This is a genomic window from Providencia sp. PROV236 (assembly GCF_033676985.1).
GTDB classification, from domain to species: domain Bacteria; phylum Pseudomonadota; class Gammaproteobacteria; order Enterobacterales; family Enterobacteriaceae; genus Providencia; species Providencia manganoxydans.
In genome coordinates, this window is record NZ_CP096297.1 from 2,553,838 (window position 1) to 2,575,266 (window position 21,429).

Consider the following 21,429-nt stretch of genomic DNA (forward strand, 5'->3'; position numbering starts at 1 on the left):
GCCACCTAGCGGTTGTTCTCGTGAACATAGCTTGTCAGTTTTCGTAAACGAAGCTATAGCATAAAGCGCCTAGCTTTTAAGTGCCAGTTAAAAAACGTTTTATTATGGTGCTAATCTATCAATTTTCCAACCATCCTCTTCTCGTTGGTAAATAAAGCGATCGTGTAAACGATTTGCACCACCTTGCCAAAACTCAACACTATTAAATACCACGCGAAAACCGCCCCAAAAACTCGGTAATGGCACTTCGCCATTTTGAAATTTTTGTTTTAGCTCTAAAAACTTGCCTTCAAGAATACTGCGAGCTGAAATGCGTGATGATTGTTGTGATGCCCATGCAGCAATCTGACTATCTTTAGGGCGACTATGGAAGTACTTTACTACCTCAATCGGATTTAAACGTTCTGCAACCCCTAAAAAATTAACTTGTCGCTCAAGGGGATACCATGGAAAGTGTAAGCTTATCTTATTGTTTTTTCCTAACTGCTGCGCTTTACGACTTCCCATATTGGTGTAAAACACCAAGCCTTTTTCATCAAAATGCTTTAATAAAACAATACGTTGATAAGGTTGGCCTGTTTCATCAACCGTAGCAACACACATCGCTGTTGGGTCACTAAGGTTAGCTTCACAAGCTTGCTTCAACCACCGTTCAAATAAGTCGAGAGGATCCGCAGTTAGATCTGCTCTACGCAGTCCCCCTCTTGTGTATTCACGGCGTAACACAGCCAACTCTTGATTTTGTACCTCGTTCATCGTATTTCTATTTCCTTAACGCCATCATTTTTCATCAGTATTTGTAGGATAAATAGCACCAAGAACGGTTTCACGCTCAGCCCCCGTTACTGAAGCCAGATTACCCGATAAATTCGCGATAGTTCTTGCAGCAAGCCAAGCAAAAGCTAAGGCTTCCATATCATCACCACTTAATCCATATTTGTCACTCGTGCCAACCTCTGTTCCTGGCAACAATGCAGCAAGCCGATGCATAAGAAATGTATTTTTTGCACCGCCACCACACACAATCAGACGCTCACAACCACCACAAAGCAAAATTTGTTCAGTAATAGAAACAGCGGTCAACTCACATAAAGTTGCTTGTACATCATCAGGAGACATATCGTCAAAACCAGCTAACTGTTGGTCTAACCATTGCATATTGAAATATTCGCGCCCCGTACTTTTAGGTGCAGAACGCCTAAAATAAGGGTCACGTAACATATTTTTGAGCAATGCCTGATTAACCACACCAGAACTGGCCCAATGACCATTTTCATCATACGGTAGTTGTTTATGCCGCCATATCCAAGTATCCATCAACATGTTTCCTGGGCCGGTGTCATAACCTTTAACATAAGCTCCAGGGAAGAGTGCTGTAATATTGGATATGCCACCAATATTGAGTATGACTCGTTTTTCAGTTGGATGTCCTAATACAGCTAAATGAAATGCAGGTACCAACGGAGCACCTTGTCCACCATACGCCATATCTCGCCGCCTAAAATCGCCAACAGTGGTGATACCTGTTAATGCCGCTACCCGATTATTATCGCCAAGTTGCATGGTAAAAGGTGCTTCTCCGTCGGGTTCATGCCAAACCGTTTGTCCGTGACAGCCAATTGCAATGATATCTTTTGCTGCAACCCCTGTTTCTTTTAATAACTGTTCCACAGCCTGAGCATAGAGAGAGCCAAGTTCACGGTCTATTTTACCAACTTCAGACAGCGTTGTTTCTTGGCCTTGGCAAATATTAAGCACTCTTTTTTTTAGTTCCACAGGAAAGCCAATGCTTACGCTTGCTTGTTCAGCAACAAATTTATCACTAATCGCTGCCAGAACGACATCAACCCCATCTAAACTGGTTCCAGACATAATCCCTATATAACGGCCGGACTTTATCATCATCACTGTTCCTTTAGGTTTCACATACTCTATTGGTTGCTTAACTACATACCATTTTCATTCAGCGCTAAACGATTCTTAGACTTCAAAAGATTGTGCTTTGGCTGATACTTTTGTCAACCGAACATTAAAATTTCTCGTGCTGGCTCGCAGAAAAAAATCTTTAAGCAAAATAAGAAAGCCTAAAGTACAAAATACAGACAATACAATTTACTTTTACGCACTAATACCCATCTCGTTAATTATAATTTATAGTATAATTATCAGACCAAGGTATTTCTCGATGAGATAGTGAAGAAACATCGGTATTAAGAGAATACTTTTTGTGCGATGAACATCGAATGATGATTATATCGTGAATTTATTTAAGAGAAGTATTTAACAAAGTGTGCCTTACATTAGGAAATATTTCCTACTTTGAGATATTTTACCTAGTGTTTATGCCCCGTTTAAATCAGAATCAGTAGCCTGATAACCGTTTAAAACTTGGCATAACTTAAAGACATACCTAATATGGTAGTTAAAAGCGCTATTCATGCTACGTTATTGCCACAGACAGCCAGTCTCATAGGAGTAATTATGCTTAAGAAAGTTTTCGTTGGTGTTGTTGCAGTCGTTGTGTTATCTGGCTGTGTCAATACTAGTACACTTTCTGGTGATACTATTTCAGCCAAAGATGCAAAACAAGTACAAACCGTCACTTACGGAACAATACTCAATGCTCGCCCTGTTACTATCCAAGCCGGTGAAGACGAAAACGTCATCGGTGCAATTGGCGGTGCAGTTTTAGGTGGCTTATTAGGTAATACTGTAGGTGGTGGTACTGGTAAAACACTTGCAACAGCAGCGGGAGCAATTGCTGGTGGTTTAGCAGGCCAGCAAGCACAAGGTGCTCTGAATAAAAGCCAAGGTGTACAGTTAGAAATCCGCCTTGATAGCGGCAAGAATATTGTCGTGGTTCAGAAACAAGACCCTAGCGCTTTCCGTACTGGACAACGTGTTATGATTGCTAATAGTGGTGGTACTGTTACTGTTTCGCCTCGCTAATATTAGTATTAGAATATGTTCACCGGGTACTCTCGGTGAACATACATGTTTAGTTTGGGTTATGTGAAGCTCTTTTTTAAATACTGCTATACTCGTCCTATTTCAGATTGCAGCGTTGTGGACGCGATTCACTCGTGCCAGTCACATAGTTTATATGTTCCTCACCGTTCGTTTACTTATCCCCCTTCTGCTCCTCAATTTATTTCGAGTATATATATCAAACCATCGCTTTGTTGACTCATTCGCTCACATTATTCATATATCTATATGATCATTGTGTTAGGCTCAATCAGTCTCCTAGCCAATAGTGATATAATTAGAATATAGAGCTTCATATACAATTGTTAATTGAATTTTAGTTATTCATACTTATTCATACTTGCTGTGTTTACTTATCCCTCAAAAAACGGTTAATCTGAAATATCGTATTTTCATTAAATTTCATGATGTTTTGGCTTTAATAGCCATTTATATTCAATAAAACAGTTAAACCATTAACGATTTATCATTAAATAATAAACCATATTAATAATTAATTATAAAATCAATTTACTTTATAAACATCAAAAAATAGATATCATCAGAAAAAGTAAATAATCTTTCAAAATAATTTAAATTTGAATAATATATAGGTCATAATATTTCTAGATTATAGATCTCCTTGTAAGCGAGAAATGTTTTTCTCTAACTTTAAAAGTAGTAATGATAACTGCCCTAGCTCATCAGCAGTGATATTACCTAAGATTTCTTTACGCGTATTGTCAATAACTTCATCAACCGTTTTAATAAATGGCTCAGATTCATCAGTGAGCTTTATTCTCTTAGCACGTCGATCATTAACACAAGTATGACGAGAAATTAATATCTTTTCCTCTAACTGATCAAGCGTTCGTACTAGTGAGGGCTGTTCAATGCCAATCGCTTTTGCCAGTTGGATCTGCGACTGTTCTGGCGGTAATTGACTAATATTATGTAAAGTAATCCAATGTGTTTGTGTTAATTTAAGCGGTTTTAAGCGATGATCAATCAATGATCTCCACATGCGAACAACACGCGATAAATCAGTTCCTATTTGTGACTCCAATGTTCCCTCCTTATACAATACTATTTGGTTTAACAAATATACAAGTTATAAATTATATTTTAAATTATATATTAACTCCTTCTTGCCATGACAACCAATTATTATGAAAAACCATGATAAATACCTATTTATAGTCAATATCAATCATTTGATTCGTGATATCAATCACTAGCAGAATTCACTCGTTTTATATATTAAAATCCATTTTATTTACTCACATAAACTATCAATTATCTTGTTAATAAGAATAGCCTTACTCCTATTTCAAATCTATCTATTTTAACCCTTATAGTAATTACAATTAACAATAAAAATAACAATTCTCAATTAACCCTTTAAAAACAATAAAATATAGTTAATCTTAAAATCATGTTATTTGGGGTTATATTACTTCTATTTAATCATTATTTTGAATAAATAAAAATTAATTGAAGAGTGTAAATGCAAATTAATAACAATGAATTAATTAACAATTAAATCATACTAAAAAAATACTAAACATTGCTGAATGATAAGAGAGCAGCATGCTAAGTTCATTAAAAAACAATATAATGAGTAGCCGATAAATATAATCATCATATTTCAACGTAAAATACTTCAACTTGAAGTATTTTGAATATAAAAATTATACTTGATAGATATTCAATCAATGGAAGGCTAGGTAGGCGAACCGGTCAAAACAGCTCTTGTTGTGCTGTAGGTGGATCCTCTTGTGTTTTTTTTATCGCAAGCGAACGCATATAACGCTGGCGACATAAACGTAAAATATTACGCTTCTGGGGATCTGTAAATTTTAACCAACCAAAACGCTCTTCACGAGAGCGATAGCAACCTCGACAATAGCCTTGTTCGTTAGTTTGACAAATTCCGCGACAAGGGCTCTGGATTTCAAAAAACTCAAGTTGCTCCGCCATGTAAATACCACCTAACGATAAACATTAAATAATGATATACTCCATAAATACGATTATATCTATCATTTACTAATAAAAATTAAATAATTCGAAGTACAGTTAGATGACACCAATGTGTACAAGTGACGCAATATGAGCTTGTTCGACAATAATACTGCAACTTGAATTACCTCAAGTATAAACCCATTTCGTTGTGCTCAAGAGCACAGATACGTTATATTAATCGTTAAAACGATTCAGTTTCACTCAGTTACTTTTTAGGGAGTCTTAATATGCGCTTATTACATACCATGTTACGTGTGACAGACATGCAGCGTTCGATTGATTTTTATACCAAAGTATTAGGTATGCGATTACTGCGTACGAGCGAGAATCCTGAATATAAATATTCATTAGCATTCGTTGGTTACAGTGATGAAAGTGAAGGTGCTGTCATTGAGCTCACCTATAATTGGGGAGTTGATAGCTACGAATTAGGTACGGCTTATGGCCACATTGCCCTTGGCGTCGATAATGTCGCTCAAACCTGTGAAGATATCCGTCATGCAGGAGGTAATGTCACACGTGAAGCAGGCCCGGTAAAAGGTGGTAATACCATTATTGCTTTTGTTGAAGATCCTGATGGCTATAAAATTGAATTAATTGAAAATAAAAGTGCTAGCAAAGGTCTTGGCAACTAATTAATTCGAGTTATTTAAGTTAAGCAGTAAATATTACTGCTTAGCTTAATACTATTAATAATTCGAGGTGCAGCAAGACAGCCAGTAACAGTAGTCACTGAACCTTAATGAAAAAGTGCTTCAATTTGAACTATGACGGGTATATGCAAAATTTTACTGGGTTTGGCATAATAACCAACAACTAGAAACTCTAATATGAATGTCTAATGTCTGATAAAAATAATCCAAATGCACTGGTGAGTCGCTTCAGGGGCTATTATCCTGTTGTTATTGATGTTGAAACTGGTGGATTTAACGCTAAAACAGATGGCCTACTCGAGATAGCCGCCATCACCTTAAAAATGGATAAAGAGGGTTGGCTATCACCCGATGAAACACTCCATTTTCATGTCGAACCATTTGAAGGGGCAAACTTAGAGCCAACAGCCTTAGCATTTACAGGAATTGATCCCACAAATCCCCTACGTGGCGCTGTCAGTGAATATGATGCGCTCCATGCTATTTTTAAAATGGTACGAAAAGGTATGAAAGCCACTGATTGTAACCGTGCCATAATCGTCGCGCATAATGCAACGTTCGATCATAGTTTTGTCATGAATGCAGCTGAACGTGCGGGCCTAAAACGCAATCCTTTTCATCCATTTGCAACTTTTGATACAGCTGCACTAAGCGGTCTAGTCTTTGGTCAGACTATCTTAGCAAAAGCGTGTGTTACCGCAGGGATCCCCTTTGATGGTAAGCAAGCACATGGTGCGCTCTATGATACTAACCGTACAGCCCTACTTTTCTGTGAATTAGTCAATAAATGGAAAAAGTTAGGTGGGTGGCCATTAGCCGAACAAGACTAGTTGATTCAACGTCTCATAGCAAAAAACCGTATTAGCCAATCAGGGACTAATACGGTTTCTTAGAATTATTTAGACTATCTCTACAGGGAAATTACTCTGCACTTGCCTCATCAGCTGAGCGATACTTATCAGCTGTTTCTTTAATCAGTGCTTGTAATTCACCACGCTGATACATTTCCATGATAATGTCACAACCCCCTACTAACTCACCATCAACCCACAATTGTGGGAACGTTGGCCAATTAGCATATTTTGGTAGTTCTGCACGGATATCAGGATTTTGCAGAATATCGACATAAGCGAAACGTTCACCACAAGCAGATAGAGCTTGAACTGCCTGAGCAGAAAAACCACAGCTAGGAAGCTTAGGAGAGCCTTTCATGTACAGCAGAATTGGATTTTCTTTGATTTGGCGTTCGATTCTTTCAATTGTCGTCATTTTTTTACTTCCTTAAAGCTTGGGTGCTGGTTTTGCAGTCAGTAAACAATCGCAAATGCAGATGATGCAACTGTTACTAAGCGAGAATATTTGACCGAAAATATTACTACACATTGTTTCATACAATATGCCAGTTTTACAGGGGCATTACTATAACACCCTCAAATAGAAAAAGGGATTTTTTCTCTATCAGTCTTTTAAAGATAGTTAAATCAAATTAGCTTTATTCTAGCAAACGCATTTTGTGATTTTAGGCTTTATTATCTATATGATTTTACGATGTATTTATATGCTGAATTTGTTAATATAGTACAATGATGCACATGACCATATTTTTATTGTGGTATAATGCGCTAATGACGATAAAATGATACATACAGTGCGCTATATTTTAGTATGTACATGATTAAAAAGACAATTACTCGCTCAACTTTGAGCATCACACCCATACGTGTTGTTTAAAACGCAAACAAGGAGTACGCAATGTCATTTGAACTACCCGCTCTACCTTATGCAAAAAATGCACTAGAACCTTATATCTCTGAAGAGACGTTAGAGTACCACTATGGCAAACATCACAATACTTATGTTGTTAACCTCAACAACTTAGTAAAAGGTACCGCTTTCGAAGGTAAATCCCTAGAAGAAATCATTAAAACTTCTGATGCTGGCATTTTTAACAATGCTGCACAAGTGTGGAACCACACTTTCTATTGGCACTGTTTAGCACCAAATGCAGGCGGCGAACCTACAGGTAAAGTTGCTGATGCAATAAATAAAGCATTTGGTTCATTCGCTGACTTCAAACAACAATTTACCGATGCAGCAATCAAAAACTTTGGTGCCGGTTGGACTTGGTTAGTGAAAAAAGCAGATGGTAGCTTAGCAATTGTTAATACATCTAATGCTGCAACACCAATCTCTGGTGATGATAAGCCTATCCTGACAGTCGATATTTGGGAGCACGCTTACTATATTGACTACCGTAATGCACGTCCAAAATATTTAGAAAACTTCTGGTCACTCGTAAACTGGAAATTTGTTGAAGAAAATCTTGCTTAACTGATTTTTGGCAACATTTAGGGCGAGCAGTGCTCGCCCTTTGTGATCTTACCTTTGCTATTTAAAGGCAAAATTAAAAAATATGTATTGCAAATGTGATGATCACTGCCAAAGAACCAATTGCTGCTAATAATCCGAATTTAAAATCTGTATCCATGAGTTCCTCTCATTATCAAGAACAGTTAACCAGCCATTTGACCCTATACTGTATAAGGTTAAATAAGTATGACATGACGATTTATAAAAACCAGTGTCTATATCACAGGTTATAACATCAATTATTTCTTTTGTTTTTGCGCTAGATCAGACAAAATCCATAACAAATCGCTAAATTATTGCCAGTTAAGTAACTATGCCTCAATATGCTGGTAATTTTTAATAAGTATTCATAACAAGACCGATTATTGGTCAGGAGTTTTTTTTTCCCATGGCAACGATTAAAGATGTGGCGAAGCGTGCTAATGTCTCCACCACAACTGTATCCCATGTAATTAATAAAACGCGCTTCGTAGCCGATGATACTAAGGCTGCTGTTTGGGCTGCGATAAAAGAACTCAACTATTCGCCAAGTGCTGTTGCTCGTAGTTTAAAAGTTAACCATACTAAGTCGATTGGCTTACTTGCCACATCGAGCGAAGCCCCTTATTTCGCAGAAGTTATTGAATCTGTCGAAAACAGTTGTTATGAAAAAGGTTACACACTCATTCTTTGTAACTCACATAATAACTTAGGTAAACAGCAAGCTTACTTACAAATGCTTGCTCAAAAACGTGTTGATGGCCTTCTGGTGATGTGCTCTGAGTACCCAGAAAAGCTCATTAGCATGTTAGAAGATTACCGTAATATCCCTATGGTCGTTATGGATTGGGGGACGTCGCGAGGTGATTTTACTGATAGCATTATTGATAATTCATTTCATGGTGGTTACTTGGCGGGTCGTTACTTAATTGATCGTGGGCATCGTGATATTGGGGTGATCCCAGGCTCACTTGAGCGGAACACGGGGATTGGTCGCCTCACCGGCTTCCGAAAAGCAATGGAAGAAGCCAAAGTCACTTTACGTGATGAGTGGATTGTACAGGGAGACTTTGAACCTGAGTCCGGCTATAAAGCAATGATGCAAATCTTAAGTAACAAACAAAAACCAACAGCGGTCTTTTGTGGTGGTGATATTATGGCTATGGGAGCCATTTGCGCTGCCGATGAGATGGGGCTGCGTGTTCCACAAGATATTTCTATCATTGGCTATGATAATGTGCGTAATGCACGCTATTTTACCCCTGCACTCACCACTATCCACCAGCCCAAAGAACGTCTAGGCCAAATGGCCTTTACTATGCTACTCGACCGTATCGTGAATAAGCGTGAAGACGCACAAACCATTGAAGTGCACCCACGTTTAGTCGAGCGCCGTTCTGTTGCTGATGGACCATTTATTGATTATCGCCGTTAACCGTTAAGGTGCTAACCACTCAGCGTTGAGAGTTTGACTGTCTCCAAGATATTCAAGTAACCAACTCAACGCTGGTGATGTATTTTTTTCAACCCAAGTTAAGCAGCAAGGGCTTGGTGGAAAAGGCTGTGATAACTCTAATGGGACTAACTTACCCTGCGTACAATACGGCGCTGCGCGATGTTCCGGAACCATGCCGACACACAGCTCATTAACTAAACACACCATACCATCTTCCCAATAAGGTACCACAAGGCGCCGTTGATTATCTAATGCCCATGTATCTCTTTTAGGAAGATTTCTTGAAGTATCTTCAAGGCATAAACTCGGGTAATCACGCATTTGATCATCTGTTAGTTTCCCTTCAATTTTTGCCAATGGGTGATTTGGCGCTGCAACACACCACCATGACATAAAGCCCATATCACGAAAACTGTAACGTTCTCCGATGGGTGAAGCTCTGGTTGCCCCAATTGCTACATCCACTCGACCATCAGCCAATGCATCCCATACACCATTAAAAACTTCAGGGTGAATATATAATTCGATATCCGGAAAATGACGATAGAAATCTAATATCAGTTGCTGTGTCCGTTGAGGTTTCACAATACAATCAACAGCAATACTAAACTGCCCTCTCCAACCATTAGCTGCCTGTTGGCATTGATGACGCGTTTGTGTCATTTTTTTGATGACTGAGCGCCCTTGCTTGATAAATATCTCCCCAGCTTCCGTCAAGACGACATCGCGATGACGGCGTTCAAATATTGGTACAGCAAGCCATTCCTCCACTTGCTTAACGGTATAGCTAATTGCGGAAGGGACACGATGTAATTCCTCTGCTGCGCCACTAAAACTCCCGGTTCTTGCAACCGCATCAATCACTTCTAACGCATGCGCTGACCACATAACGATACCTTTCAAAAATTTTGATAGCAGGATCCAAATATTACCGTTTCACAATGTAAAAATATAGCCTATACAATAGCGTACATATTAACAATTTTGTAAACTCTAGAAAGTAAATCGCTATGACAAATACTGTGACGAAAAACTCCCCAGGTTTTATGCTCTACCTTGCTGGACTGAGCATGTTAGGGTTTCTAGCCATCGATATGTACCTCCCTGCATTTGGCTCTATGCAAACGGCATTAAATACCACTGAAGGGGCAATTAGCGCCTCCTTAAGTATCTTTCTTGCTGGTTTTGCCTTCGCACAACTGCTATGGGGACCTTTGTCAGACAAACTTGGACGCAAGCCTATTTTAATTGCTGGCTTATTACTGTTTATTCTCAGCTGCTTAGGTATTCTTTGGGTAACCGATGCGACACAGTTACTGATCCTACGTTTCTTGCAAGCTGTTGGCGTTTGTAGTGCCGCTGTTCTTTGGCAAGCATTGGTTATTGACCGTTATGATGCGGCGAGTACCCAAAAGGTATTTGCATCTATTATGCCGCTCGTTGCATTATCACCGGCATTGGCGCCATTATTAGGTGCATGGGTATTGGAACATTATGACTGGGAAATTATTTTTATCGTTTTAATGGCTGTGGGTATTTTATTATTACTTCCAACACTGTTATTAAAAAACGTCACCCCCAAAGCGATGACTACTGACGCAACAGAAAGTAAATCTATTTCCTTTTTCACTTTACTGAGCTCACGTATTTTTAGTGGGAACGTTTTAATTTATGCATCTTGTAGTGCAGGATTTTTTGCTTGGCTAACAGGATCTCCGTTTATTTTACGTAATATGGGCTTCAACCCAGCAGATATTGGATTAAGCTATATTCCACAAACATTAGCGTTTATTGTCGGTGGGTATGGTTGTCGTTTTATTTTAATCAAACTACGAGCTGAAGTATTATTTCCATTACTATTAGTAGGTTATGCAGTCAGTATGATTATCTTATTTTTAATATCTATGTATGCTGAACCAACACTGACCATGATACTAATACCATTCTGCTTTATGGCAACCATGAACGGAGCCTCTTACCCAATAGCGGTATCCAAAGCATTGAATGCCTATCCACAAGCTAGCGGTAAAGCTGCTGCTTTGCAAAATTCTTTACAACTTGGGTTATGTTTTTTAGCCAGCCTCTTGGTTTCAGCGTTACCTTTCGACCCACTCTTAGCCACCACAGGGGTGATGGCGGTGACAATAATTCCGATGGTTATCGGTTATTTTCTACAACATACAAAAGATCACTCTAAATCATCACAAAAAAGCTCTGAATATCAGCCGCAATAACTACTTTTCTGATCAGCCACTGTATTTTAGTGGCTGATTTTGATAAAAAATCAAAAATTGACACTCTTTATTTGACCTTCCAGACATTATTAGAAACTCTAATTGCGCGTATTTACTCTAAATTTTACTTTTCTATCAAAAGTGACATTTTTCGCCATTGTTAAATAAAATTATCACTTCTATACTCGGAGAGTACTTAGTCCGAAGTGATTTTTGAGTTAATACTGTACTCTAAATAATTCTAGTCACAGCGAGGCGATTAATGAATCAGCTGTTAGGTGCGTACTAAAGTATGTAACCGACGCCTATGAACGTAGTCACCGTACCTAATAAAAGGTCCTGCGACTTGAAGTATGACGAGTATACTCAGGGTCAATAATATTTATTACCAAACCCTGTCTTTGCGAAGCTATTTCTTCGCAGCCCTACACTTTCAGCAAGTTAAAATTCTATCTCAAAAACCTTCATCTCAAGTTGGAGAGCATATGAGCACTTGTGTAGATGAAACCAAAAGTAAAGTTTCAAATTGGCAAAGAATTGCAGAATCGTTATTAAGCCAAGCTGGCATCGAAATCAACGGTTCCCGCCCATTTGATATTCAAGTTCATAATACCGATTTCTTTAAAAGAGTTTTGCAAAAAGGCTCTCTGGGCCTCGGTGAAAGTTATATGGATGGCTGGTGGGATTGCGAGCGTCTTGATTTATTTTTCTATAAAGTCTTACAGGCGAAACTCGATACTAAGCTACCCAATAATCTTACTGATATAATGAAAGTCGCAATGGCGCGCCTAAGGAATTTGCAAACTCAGAAGCGTTCATGGATTGTCGGAGAAGAGCACTACGATTTAGGTAATGATCTTTTCACCCTAATGTTAGATCCTTATATGCAATATTCCTGCGGCTATTGGAATGAAGCAACTACGCTTGAGCAAGCGCAAATCAATAAATTAGATTTGATCTGCCGTAAGCTACAAATAGAACCGGGTATGCGCTTACTCGATATTGGTTGTGGTTGGGGAGGCCTTAGCGCTTATGCTGCACGTTATTATGGCGCATCCGTCACTGGTGTCACTATTTCGAAAGAGCAACAAAAATTAGCTCAAGAGCGTTGTAGTGGGCTTGACGTTAATATTATTTTACAAGATTACCGTGAATTAAATGATAAATTTGATCGGATTGTTTCAGTTGGCATGTTTGAGCACGTAGGCCCTAAAAACTATTCCACTTATTTTGATGTTGCACGTAAGAATATTAAAGATGATGGTTTATTTTTATTACATACCATCGGCTCAAATAAAAACAAAGTGAATGTTGATTCATGGATTGGCAAATATATTTTCCCAAATGGAGTGCTCCCTTCTATTGAGAATATTGGCCAATCCAGTGAAGGGAAATTTGTCATGGAAGACTGGCATAATTTTGGTTCTGATTATGACAAAACACTAATGGCATGGTATCAGCGATTTTTAGACAGTTGGCCTGAGCTTAGCGATAATTATACGCCACGCTTTAAACGCATGTTCACTTACTATTTGAACTCATGTGCTGGGGCATTCAGAGCCAGAGATATTCAATTATGGCAAATCCTTTGGAGCCCTAAAGGCGCTAAAGGAGGAATACGCGTACCAAGGTAATTCGTTATTAATCAACCTGAACTAGGGCGCTATCTTTTGATATAGCGCCTTAGTTCATCTATAAATACTATTTTCATTAGTTTTTCCCCTAAAAATGGTTATCATGGGCTAATTATATAACTCACCATGGGTAAGCTATGCTCAAACAGTATTATCCGCCTGCTGAATTGAATGGTTTTATCAGCTCAGTGTTAATTCTTAAAAAATTTACGGTACCAATAAAAGTGTTTCCGGGTACTGGCGCGGAGATTTGGGTTTCATCCAAAGAGTTATGCATATCTACTGAAAACCATATAAAAACAAATAAATATCAACTTGTTATCCCTCGCATTGATACCTTCACAGCTAAACCGAATAATGGAAATTTGATGGTATTGCGTGTTCGCCATGATGCGGTGCGTTTTCTGCTCCCTGAACGAACATTATCTTATACTGATAAGCCAACCGCCTTAGCTGACATTTGGCAAGAGCCTTGGTATCTAGATTTAGCAAATTCCTCTTTTAAAGGACTGTTAGACTGCTTTGTCCGTACCAAAGCGTTAAAACAGCCCCAATTAATCGATGATATACTCAATATTCTTTATCGCAATCCCACTAAAAAGATCACAGATATTGCCGATGAAACGGGATATAGCGCACGTTTTATACAAAAAGAATTTTTAAAAGAATATGGTATTACCCCTAAGAGATATCAGATTAATTGTCGTTTAGAACAATTACTTAAAGCTATGCTGAAAGAGCAGGATACCTACCGCTGGCTAGAAACAGGTTATTATGACCAATCACACTTCTATCGTGATTTTAAACGATATTTTACGATGACACCTTCCGCATTCTTAAAGTCTGATTATTCGTTTTTTTACAATACAATCGCAAAGCAAACTTTAAGATAGTTCTCAATACACATAAGGAGAACGGAATGAGTATTGTTGTATACGCACAAATCACAACGGAAAATAAAAACGGATTTTTAACTAAAGACATCGTCAAAAATTTAGCGAAATTAAGTCGACGTGAGCAAGGATGCATCAAGTATGATCTGATTACTAAAGAGGATGGCTATATCGTTTTTGAAGAATGGGAAAGCACCGCAGCCCTTGAAATGCATAAAAAATCAGAGCATTTTAAACGTTTAGTCGAAGCAATTGAACGTGACAATGCGAGTATTTCAATTAACTTCAGCGAAAATTACCAACAAACTGTTTAACTAAACAAATTAACGATAGGTATTAGAGCAATACCCACTAATAGTTAACTACAAAATACACAGGGCTGATGCCCCCTCCCCTAACTTTTAAATGCTATAACACCGATACAATACGGGTGATATAGCATTTTTTAGTGAATATCTAAGACTTCAATTTACATATCATTCTCTTGCGACACAGCCTGCTGTGCTTTTTTCTCTTGCTCTTTTTGTAATAGCACACGCTCTACTGTATCAACAATTGCTTGGGTTTGTGGGTCGATCTCGATATTAACTTTATCACCTAAGCGTTTTTTCCCTAAGGTTGTTCTCGCTAAGGTTTCAGGGATCAAGTGAACGCAAAAGCGGTTATTGATGACATCTCCAACCGTTAAGCTAATACCATCAATTGCCACAAAACCTTTGTGCAAAATGTATTTCATCAGTGATTTATCATAAATAGATAACCAAATCTGGTGATTATCTTCTGAAGTGAAGATCTTGCTGATTTCAGCGGTCGTTACAATGTGCCCCGACACAACATGACCACCAATTTCATCACCATACTTAGCGGCCCTTTCTATATTAACCACATCACCGACTTGTAGTTCACCAAGGTTGGTCAGCCTAAGAGTCTCTTTGATTAAATCAAAACTAACCTGTTCACCTTCAATTTTTGTGACTGTCAAACAACAACCATTATGCGCAACAGAAGCGCCAGTTTCTAAACCAACGAGTAGATCTGGTGTGAATTTCATTACATGGGTACGAAAATTGGCTCTCTCTGTAACTTCAATAATTGGGGCCGTGCCCTGAACAATACCTGTAAACATAATGATTCTCAGTAGGTTGAATTAATAGACTCAGTTTACCTGACATTTTTGAGAGATCTATCTGATTTGAGCGGTTTGTTGATGGCGATAACTATTCAACTTTATGCTGTATGCATGTCAATAAATGCCTTTATTTAAAATTCATCCTTATGAGTCATTGGCTAACACTATTAAAAGAGTTAAAATATAACGCTAACAGTAAGTATTTGATTTATCGTAAATCATTGGCATTTCCTTCTTTATATTCTTTTTATTAGCATTTATTACTCTAAAGGTGTGTGCGTGCAGAAATATTTTACAGAAGCGCGTAGCTTGCTTGCTCTCGGCATCCCGATCATTCTTGCCCAATTTTCACAAACTGCAATGGGGTTTGTGGATACGGTTATGGCAGGTAGTGTCAGTGAAATTGAGATGTCAGCAGTTGCTGTCGGAATTTCAATTTGGTTACCGGCTATTCTTTTTGGACAAGGGCTATTAATGGCACTGACGCCTATCGTGGCGCAAATGAATGGTTCAGGTCGCCGTAATTTGATAGGGAATCAAGTTCAACAAGGGCTGTGGTTAGCGTTTTTCTTATCACTTGGCGTGATCTTTTTGCTTTATAATAGCAAACTTATTATTGGCAATATGCCGCATATGAATGCGGAATTAGCGGATAAATCGGTTCGTTTTTTACATGCTATCATGTGGGGTGCGCCGGGCTATTTATTCTATCAAGTTTATCGTAGCCAATGTGAAGGATTATCCAAAACAAAGCCAGGTATGGTCATTGGCTTCCTAGGTTTAATGGTCAATATCCCTATCAACTATATCTTTATTTATGGGCATTTTGGCGCACCTGCATTAGGTGGCGTAGGATGTGGCGTTGCAACAGCATCAGTTTATTGGGTGATGTGTATCTTAATGCGTTGGTATGTCAGAAAAGCGCCTTCGCAGCGTGACATCCATGCAACGCAGCGGTTTGCTTCCCCTGACCCACTTATCCTAAAACGTATTTTTGTTTTAGGTGTGCCTATCGGATTAGCATTATTTTTTGAAGTGACCTTATTTGCCATTGTTGCATTATTAGTTGCACCACTGGGCGTAGTCGCTGTTGCTGGGCATCAGGTCGCATTGAACTTTAGTTCGGTGATGTTTATGTTCCCGCTATCATTAGGTATCGCGGCAACAATCCGTGTAGGTTACAACCTAGGTCAACAGTCAACTGAAGCGGCAAAAATATCGTCCTATACGAGCTTAGCGGTCGGTTTATTATTAGCTTCCTTGACCGCAATTGTTACCGCAGCCCTGCGCGAACCCATCGCACTGATGTACAACAAAAACCCTGAAGTTGTCGTATTGGCATCAAGTTTGATGCTATTTGCAGCAATCTATCAACTTTCAGACTCAGTACAGGTTATTGGCGCAGGTATTCTGCGTGGTTATAAAGATACACGTTCGATCTTCTTTATTACTTTTACTGCTTACTGGCTATTAGGATTACCAATTGGCTACGCTCTAGCGTTAACGGATCTGTTTGCCGAACCAATGGGCCCTCAAGGTTTTTGGATTGGTTTTATTATCGGTCTGAGTGCTTCTGCAATTGGTATGGCAGGACGTATTTGGTGGATCCATAAGCAGCCTGATAGCTTCGTTTTATTACGTTCAACACGTTAATTGAACGAATAATCAGCAGGTTAATATCTTAGGGAGATGTATTTTTCGCTTAGTCGCTGTAAATACGAGCAAACTATCACGAAAATACATTTTCCCCTTGCCAGAACGACAACAGGACGTTAATATTCGTTCCCGTTGTCACCTTGACAGTTTTGAAGCGCGTCCGTAGCTCAGTTGGTTAGAGCACCACCTTGACATGGTGGGGGTCGGTAGTTCGAGTCTACTCGGACGCACCATTTCATAACGTCAACGAAATCACGATGCGTCCGTAGCTCAGTTGGTTAGAGCACCACCTTGACATGGTGGGGGTCGGTAGTTCGAGTCTACTCGGACGCACCATTTCACAACGTCAACAACATCACAATGCGTCCGTAGCTCAGTTGGTTAGAGCACCACCTTGACATGGTGGGGGTCGGTAGTTCGAGTCTACTCGGACGCACCATTCTAGAATATTCATTATTTCAATACGCTACCTCAACGATTATCAATATTTCAGTCTTTCTCTTTTGTTGCGCAACTCATTCACCTAAAATCATCATTTCTTTTGATCTGTATTGCCTCTTAATCTAATTTTTAAAAATTTGATTTGTCTCACAGTTTTTTGTTGTCTATAATAAGCGCACAAGCTGAAAGGTTTCACTAGAAACAAATCAGTAAGTTAGCTTTTGTGTATTAGATCAGAACTACAATAATGACAATAAAATATGAGATCTAATTCACAACATAATTGCATTAAACACCAGACTGTCGCCTATTCTTACTACAATACGTTGCGCAACACTGACAAGTCAGTGTGCTTCATGAGATCAGGCGACAATACCGATTTCTTTTATAACCTTTAGATAGACTGCCATGAAAAAAACGAAAATTGTTTGTACCATCGGCCCAAAAACCGAATCAGAAGAAAAATTAAGTCAACTTCTTGATGCAGGCATGAATGTCATGCGTCTTAACTTCTCTCACGGCGACTATGAAGAGCATGGTCAACGCATTAAAAACCTACGCGCAGTTTGCGCAAGAACAGGTAAACAAGCAGCTATCTTGCTTGATACTAAAGGCCCAGAAATCCGCACTATGAAATTGGAAGGCGGTAATGACGTCTCTCTCGTTGCAGGCCAGACATTCACATTTACTACTGATACCTCAGTAATTGGTAATAAAGATAAAGTTGCTGTCACATACTCAGGTTTAACTTCAGATCTCAACGCAGGCGATACTGTTTTGGTCGATGATGGGCTCATTGGCATGAAAGTCAAAGATGTCACTGCGACTGAGGTAATCTGTGAAGTCTTAAATAACGGTGATTTAGGCGAGAAAAAAGGCGTTAACCTACCAGGTGTTTCCATTGGTTTACCTGCACTTGCAGATAAAGATAAAGAAGATTTGGTGTTTGGTTGTGAACAAGGCGTTGACTTTGTTGCTGCCTCCTTTATCCGTAAACGCTCTGATGTTGAAGAAATTCGTGCTCACCTGAAAAAACATGGTGGAGAAAACATTCAAATCATTTCTAAGATCGAAAACCAAGAAGGTTTAAACAACTTTGATGAAATCTTAGAAGCGTCTGACGGCATCATGGTTGCTCGTGGTGATTTGGGTGTTGAAATCCCCGTTGAAGAAGTTATTTTTGCACAAAAAATGATGATTGAAAAATGTGTTGCTGCACGTAAAGTTGTTATTACTGCAACACAAATGTTAGATTCAATGATCAAAAATCCACGCCCTACCCGCGCAGAAGCTGGTGATGTTGCTAACGCAATTATCGATGGGACCGATGCGGTTATGCTATCGGGTGAAAGTGCCAAAGGTAAATACCCTATTGAAGCTGTCACCATCATGGCAACAATTTGTGAACGTACTGACCGTGTTATGCCATCACGTATTGATAGCCAAAAACCAGGTCAGCGCTTACGCGTTACCGAAGCCGTTTGCCGTGGCGCAGTTGAAATGTCTGAAAAATTAGATGTTCCTCTGATCGTCGTCGCAACTTTTGGTGGTAAATCGGCAAAATCAGTACGTAAATACTTCCCAACAGCCCCTATTTTAGCGTTAACTACCAATGAAGAAACCGCGCGTCAGCTATTATTAGTCAAAGGCGTAGTACCTATGATGGTAGGTGGTTTTACTTCTACTGATGATTTTTATCGTGAAGGTAAGCGTGCAGCACTGAATAGTGGATTAGCGAAAGAAGGTGATGCGATTGTCATGGTGTCTGGTGCGTTAGTGCCAAGTGGTACGACAAATACCTCTTCAGTACATGTATTATAATAATCGATTCTACTGTTTAATCACGGTATAAGGTTTCGATATTTGATGAAAGCGGGGACATTTGTGTTTCCGCTTTTTATTTTGGTTATATTCATCCTACTGCAAGTTACAACGCTTTTGGTTAAACATTAATAATCGAGCTCACTCACGTCGAACACTTTCTTTTCTATATGCCTGCTCGCCCTCTAATTATTTGGAATGCCAAGTCTTGATACTTTGCTCTCACCGATTTTTATCCAACCAATAAATCCTCCCCTCTATTAACTTAAGTTAAATCGCCCACTTGAAGCAAAACTGAGGTGCTATTTTCGGTTTAACATAAAATGCTTTCATTAGAGAATTTTTCAATTTATGGCTTTATTGCAATCTATTATTCATTTGCTATATTAGACGTATATCTCAGAATGCAACTGATTTGATTAAATAATAGCCGCGTGAGCCAAAAATTAAATTTTTTCTTATTTTTCCTACTCTCCGGCGTAAAGTATTTCTAGCAAAAACGGAAATTAAGTACTAGCATAAGACTAAGTGAGCACCATTCCATAAATGCATAACGTTGTTCATATGGAATAAGTAGATGTAGAATGACTGTCTGATATCTATTTTGTTGGTAGCTTACTTTTATATTTTCAAGATAAATCTATCTAGAGGGTAAAATAATGATTCGTACTAAAATTGTACTGGGCTCTATCGTATTAGCTTCAGCATTACTGGCGGGTTGTTCTTCTAACAGCACTGAAGTGCAAAAACTCTCTTCAGACGTGCAAACGCTGAATGGTAAAGTTGATCAGCTGAGCAACGATGTTCAGACTATCCGTGCTGAAGTACAAACTGCACAACAAGAAGCAGCTCGTGCTAACCAACGTCTAGACAACCAAGTTCGTTCTTACAAAAAGTAAGTTTGAACTGGCAATGAGTTAACGGAATGTTCTTTAACTCATTTCTTTATAAAGGGCCTTAATTTAGGCCCTTATTTTTTGCTGGTTAGTTTATTGATTCGTTATAGATTGGCTGTGGTTGAGAAATAGTAAACGAGTCAATTGGCTTTAGCTCTGGATATTTGCCTTGCTCATTAGCACTTTCATCCTGCTGATCTTCGCTTGATGCATATTCAGGCTCATACTGAGACTGTATTTCAGCGTCCTGCCCTTTATTCACCTTAACTGGCAACCCTGAACGTCTTGCCAGCTCTTTTTCGACTAGCGCTTTATCTATTTCTTCATTTTCAAGAAAGCGTTTAAAATCATCACTCAAAGCAATTGGCATTGTCTGAGGATCATCACTTGGCTTTTTAGACAGCGGTTGATGCACTTCAATATAATAGCTACCGTCTGGCTCTTTAGAATATTTAACCGGCTGGTTCACAACTTGAACACGTGTTCCTTTAGGAACGGTTTTAAATAACGCTTCAATATCGTCAGGACGCAAACGAATACAGCCAGAACTAACGCGCATGCCGATACCAAAATCAGCATTAGTACCGTGGATCAAATATTCACCATGACCATAGGATAGACGCAATGCATATAAGCCCATTGGGTTATCTGGTCCCGCAGGAACAACCGCCGGCAATGTAATTCCTTCTTTAGCGTAATTTTTACGAATATTCGCTGTAGGTGTCCATGTCGGATCTTTAATTAACTGGCTGACTGATGTGACCATTTCAGGTGTATCACGACCTAATTGACCAATTCCTATTGGGTAGACCACCACCTCATCCTTTCCTGCTGGATAGTAATAAAGTCTTAATTCAGCTAGGTTAAGGACTATGCCGCTTCTTTGTGTTGAAGGCAGTAGCATCTGTGAAGGGATGATCAGTTCTTTGCCTGCCTCAGGTAAATAGGGATCAGTACCGGGATTAGCTTCTAACATTGCAAGTAATCCAATTTGATGCTCACTGGCAATCATTTCTAACGAGCGACCATCATTAGGAACAACATAAATTGAGTTTTCCCCGATCAGGCGTGTATTGCCATCAGGTAATGGATAATCCATTGCTTGCACTGGTGACAGCAACGCACTCGCTACAAACAAACTTGCTGCAGTTAACACTTTTTTCATACCGACTCCAAGGAAAAAACAACATTTGTATCACGCTAAGATGTACATAATAGCAACTATACTACATATCTTTAATACCTATTGAATATATTATGAGTAATAATCATTGC

The 21,429-nt window shown here is 38.9% G+C and carries 21 protein-coding genes and 3 tRNA genes; 15 read left to right on the forward strand and 9 right to left on the reverse strand.

Features of this window, described 5'->3' with window-relative positions:
* Positions 1 to 102: 102 nt before the first annotated feature.
* Complete coding sequence (pdxH, locus tag M1E96_RS11420) at positions 103 to 756, reverse strand: pyridoxamine 5'-phosphate oxidase (RefSeq protein ID WP_369427015.1); 654 nt, start codon at positions 754 to 756, stop codon at positions 103 to 105.
* A gap of 24 nt (positions 757 to 780) precedes the next feature.
* Positions 781 to 1,902, reverse strand: a complete 1,122-nt coding sequence (gene anmK / locus M1E96_RS11425; RefSeq protein WP_272579887.1) for an anhydro-N-acetylmuramic acid kinase — start codon at positions 1,900 to 1,902, stop codon at positions 781 to 783.
* A 579-nt stretch (positions 1,903 to 2,481) separates the two neighbouring features.
* Here anmK and M1E96_RS11430 point away from each other — a divergent pair.
* Positions 2,482 to 2,949: a glycine zipper 2TM domain-containing protein gene (locus M1E96_RS11430; RefSeq protein WP_070929741.1), complete on the forward strand. Its 468-nt coding sequence runs from the start codon at positions 2,482 to 2,484 to the stop codon at positions 2,947 to 2,949.
* 649 nt (positions 2,950 to 3,598) lie between these two features.
* Here the strand turns inward: M1E96_RS11430 and slyA are convergent.
* Positions 3,599 to 4,033, reverse strand: a complete 435-nt coding sequence (slyA, locus tag M1E96_RS11435; protein WP_369427016.1) for a transcriptional regulator SlyA — start codon at positions 4,031 to 4,033, stop codon at positions 3,599 to 3,601.
* Between the two features lie 674 nt (positions 4,034 to 4,707).
* Positions 4,708 to 4,947 carry a DUF1289 domain-containing protein gene (locus tag M1E96_RS11440; protein WP_070929743.1) on the reverse strand — a complete coding sequence of 80 codons (240 nt, stop codon included), beginning with the start codon at positions 4,945 to 4,947 and terminating at the stop codon, positions 4,708 to 4,710.
* Between the two features lie 272 nt (positions 4,948 to 5,219).
* On the opposite strand from M1E96_RS11440, the gene gloA reads away from it, so the two are divergent.
* Both gloA and rnt read left to right on the forward strand, forming a co-directional pair.
* Positions 5,220 to 5,627: a lactoylglutathione lyase gene (gloA, locus tag M1E96_RS11445; protein ID WP_070929744.1), complete on the forward strand. Its 408-nt coding sequence runs from the start codon at positions 5,220 to 5,222 to the stop codon at positions 5,625 to 5,627.
* A gap of 206 nt (positions 5,628 to 5,833) precedes the next feature.
* Entirely contained in the window at positions 5,834 to 6,475 is a 642-nt protein-coding gene (gene rnt / locus M1E96_RS11450) for a ribonuclease T (protein ID WP_070929745.1), read from the forward strand.
* A 91-nt stretch (positions 6,476 to 6,566) separates the two neighbouring features.
* Here rnt and M1E96_RS11455 read toward each other — a convergent pair whose 3' ends face one another.
* Positions 6,567 to 6,914, reverse strand: a complete 348-nt coding sequence (locus M1E96_RS11455) for a Grx4 family monothiol glutaredoxin (RefSeq protein WP_070929746.1) — start codon at positions 6,912 to 6,914, stop codon at positions 6,567 to 6,569.
* Positions 6,915 to 7,397: 483 nt separating this feature from the next.
* Here M1E96_RS11455 and sodB point away from each other — a divergent pair, with 483 nt between their 5' ends.
* Entirely contained in the window at positions 7,398 to 7,976 is a 579-nt protein-coding gene (gene sodB, locus M1E96_RS11460; RefSeq protein WP_272579714.1) for a superoxide dismutase [Fe], read from the forward strand.
* Between the two features lie 73 nt (positions 7,977 to 8,049).
* On the opposite strand, the gene M1E96_RS11465 is transcribed toward sodB, so the two are convergent.
* The gene (locus tag M1E96_RS11465) at positions 8,050 to 8,133 is read right to left on the reverse strand and encodes a YnhF family membrane protein (protein ID WP_139158717.1); all 84 of its coding nucleotides are present in this window, start codon (positions 8,131 to 8,133) and stop codon (positions 8,050 to 8,052) included.
* 270 nt (positions 8,134 to 8,403) lie between these two features.
* Here M1E96_RS11465 and purR point away from each other — a divergent pair, with 270 nt between their 5' ends.
* Positions 8,404 to 9,429: an HTH-type transcriptional repressor PurR gene (purR, locus tag M1E96_RS11470; protein ID WP_070929748.1), complete on the forward strand. Its 1,026-nt coding sequence runs from the start codon at positions 8,404 to 8,406 to the stop codon at positions 9,427 to 9,429.
* Between the two features lie 3 nt (positions 9,430 to 9,432).
* On the opposite strand, the gene punR is transcribed toward purR, so the two are convergent.
* Positions 9,433 to 10,338, reverse strand: a complete 906-nt coding sequence (punR, locus tag M1E96_RS11475) for a DNA-binding transcriptional activator PunR (protein ID WP_070929749.1) — start codon at positions 10,336 to 10,338, stop codon at positions 9,433 to 9,435.
* 122 nt (positions 10,339 to 10,460) lie between these two features.
* Between punR and punC the strand changes: the two genes are divergently transcribed.
* The 4 genes from punC to M1E96_RS11495 all read left to right on the forward strand — a co-directional run bounded on the left by punC (position 10,461) and on the right by M1E96_RS11495 (position 14,525).
* Complete coding sequence (gene punC, locus M1E96_RS11480; RefSeq protein WP_070929750.1) at positions 10,461 to 11,684, forward strand: purine nucleoside transporter PunC; 1,224 nt, start codon at positions 10,461 to 10,463, stop codon at positions 11,682 to 11,684.
* A 485-nt stretch (positions 11,685 to 12,169) separates the two neighbouring features.
* Positions 12,170 to 13,318, forward strand: coding sequence for a cyclopropane fatty acyl phospholipid synthase (gene cfa, locus M1E96_RS11485; RefSeq protein WP_272579712.1), 1,149 nt, complete (start codon positions 12,170 to 12,172; stop codon positions 13,316 to 13,318).
* 137 nt (positions 13,319 to 13,455) lie between these two features.
* On the forward strand, positions 13,456 to 14,211 hold the full coding sequence (locus M1E96_RS11490) for a helix-turn-helix transcriptional regulator (protein ID WP_140179136.1): 756 nt from the start codon (positions 13,456 to 13,458) through the stop codon (positions 14,209 to 14,211).
* Positions 14,212 to 14,237: 26 nt separating this feature from the next.
* Entirely contained in the window at positions 14,238 to 14,525 is a 288-nt protein-coding gene (locus M1E96_RS11495; RefSeq protein ID WP_272579711.1) for a putative quinol monooxygenase, read from the forward strand.
* Positions 14,526 to 14,680: 155 nt separating this feature from the next.
* On the opposite strand, the gene M1E96_RS11500 is transcribed toward M1E96_RS11495, so the two are convergent.
* Positions 14,681 to 15,337 (reverse strand): riboflavin synthase subunit alpha, encoded by a 657-nt coding sequence (locus M1E96_RS11500; RefSeq protein ID WP_140179134.1) that lies wholly within the window; start codon positions 15,335 to 15,337, stop codon positions 14,681 to 14,683.
* A 282-nt stretch (positions 15,338 to 15,619) separates the two neighbouring features.
* Between M1E96_RS11500 and M1E96_RS11505 the strand changes: the two genes are divergently transcribed.
* The 6 genes from M1E96_RS11505 to M1E96_RS11530 all read left to right on the forward strand — a co-directional run bounded on the left by M1E96_RS11505 (position 15,620) and on the right by M1E96_RS11530 (position 20,157).
* Positions 15,620 to 16,993, forward strand: coding sequence for an MATE family efflux transporter (locus M1E96_RS11505; protein ID WP_070929755.1), 1,374 nt, complete (start codon positions 15,620 to 15,622; stop codon positions 16,991 to 16,993).
* Positions 16,994 to 17,152: 159 nt separating this feature from the next.
* Positions 17,153 to 17,229 (forward strand) — tRNA-Val (locus M1E96_RS11510).
* A 26-nt stretch (positions 17,230 to 17,255) separates the two neighbouring features.
* Positions 17,256 to 17,332 (forward strand) — tRNA-Val (locus M1E96_RS11515).
* Between the two features lie 26 nt (positions 17,333 to 17,358).
* Positions 17,359 to 17,435 (forward strand) — tRNA-Val (locus tag M1E96_RS11520).
* Positions 17,436 to 17,845: 410 nt separating this feature from the next.
* Positions 17,846 to 19,258 (forward strand): pyruvate kinase PykF, encoded by a 1,413-nt coding sequence (gene pykF, locus M1E96_RS11525; RefSeq protein ID WP_070929756.1) that lies wholly within the window; start codon positions 17,846 to 17,848, stop codon positions 19,256 to 19,258.
* Positions 19,259 to 19,917: 659 nt separating this feature from the next.
* Positions 19,918 to 20,157 (forward strand): major outer membrane lipoprotein, encoded by a 240-nt coding sequence (locus M1E96_RS11530; protein WP_070929757.1) that lies wholly within the window; start codon positions 19,918 to 19,920, stop codon positions 20,155 to 20,157.
* A gap of 85 nt (positions 20,158 to 20,242) precedes the next feature.
* On the opposite strand, the gene M1E96_RS11535 is transcribed toward M1E96_RS11530, so the two are convergent.
* Positions 20,243 to 21,319, reverse strand: coding sequence for a L,D-transpeptidase family protein (locus M1E96_RS11535; protein ID WP_140179132.1), 1,077 nt, complete (start codon positions 21,317 to 21,319; stop codon positions 20,243 to 20,245).
* Positions 21,320 to 21,429: the final 110 nt, after the last annotated feature.

Bases quoted from the DNA above. Each gene is read 5' to 3' on its own strand.
- punC (WP_070929750.1), top strand. From the start codon at position 10,461: ATGACAAATACTGTGACGAAAAACTCCCCAGGTTTTATGCTCTACCTT.
- purR (WP_070929748.1), top strand. From the start codon at position 8,404: ATGGCAACGATTAAAGATGTGGCGAAGCGTGCTAATGTCTCCACCACA.
- M1E96_RS11495 (WP_272579711.1), top strand. From the start codon at position 14,238: ATGAGTATTGTTGTATACGCACAAATCACAACGGAAAATAAAAACGGA.
- M1E96_RS11535 (WP_140179132.1), bottom strand. From the start codon at position 21,319: ATGAAAAAAGTGTTAACTGCAGCAAGTTTGTTTGTAGCGAGTGCGTTG.
- sodB (WP_272579714.1), top strand. From the start codon at position 7,398: ATGTCATTTGAACTACCCGCTCTACCTTATGCAAAAAATGCACTAGAA.
- punR (WP_070929749.1), bottom strand. From the start codon at position 10,338: ATGTGGTCAGCGCATGCGTTAGAAGTGATTGATGCGGTTGCAAGAACC.
- rnt (WP_070929745.1), top strand. From the start codon at position 5,834: ATGTCTGATAAAAATAATCCAAATGCACTGGTGAGTCGCTTCAGGGGC.
- M1E96_RS11440 (WP_070929743.1), bottom strand. From the start codon at position 4,947: ATGGCGGAGCAACTTGAGTTTTTTGAAATCCAGAGCCCTTGTCGCGGA.
- M1E96_RS11455 (WP_070929746.1), bottom strand. From the start codon at position 6,914: ATGACGACAATTGAAAGAATCGAACGCCAAATCAAAGAAAATCCAATT.
- gloA (WP_070929744.1), top strand. From the start codon at position 5,220: ATGCGCTTATTACATACCATGTTACGTGTGACAGACATGCAGCGTTCG.
- M1E96_RS11500 (WP_140179134.1), bottom strand. From the start codon at position 15,337: ATGTTTACAGGTATTGTTCAGGGCACGGCCCCAATTATTGAAGTTACA.
- cfa (WP_272579712.1), top strand. From the start codon at position 12,170: ATGAGCACTTGTGTAGATGAAACCAAAAGTAAAGTTTCAAATTGGCAA.
- M1E96_RS11530 (WP_070929757.1), top strand. From the start codon at position 19,918: ATGATTCGTACTAAAATTGTACTGGGCTCTATCGTATTAGCTTCAGCA.
- M1E96_RS11465 (WP_139158717.1), bottom strand. From the start codon at position 8,133: ATGGATACAGATTTTAAATTCGGATTATTAGCAGCAATTGGTTCTTTG.
- anmK (WP_272579887.1), bottom strand. From the start codon at position 1,902: ATGATAAAGTCCGGCCGTTATATAGGGATTATGTCTGGAACCAGTTTA.
- pykF (WP_070929756.1), top strand. From the start codon at position 17,846: ATGAAAAAAACGAAAATTGTTTGTACCATCGGCCCAAAAACCGAATCA.
- M1E96_RS11430 (WP_070929741.1), top strand. From the start codon at position 2,482: ATGCTTAAGAAAGTTTTCGTTGGTGTTGTTGCAGTCGTTGTGTTATCT.
- pdxH (WP_369427015.1), bottom strand. From the start codon at position 756: ATGAACGAGGTACAAAATCAAGAGTTGGCTGTGTTACGCCGTGAATAC.
- M1E96_RS11490 (WP_140179136.1), top strand. From the start codon at position 13,456: ATGCTCAAACAGTATTATCCGCCTGCTGAATTGAATGGTTTTATCAGC.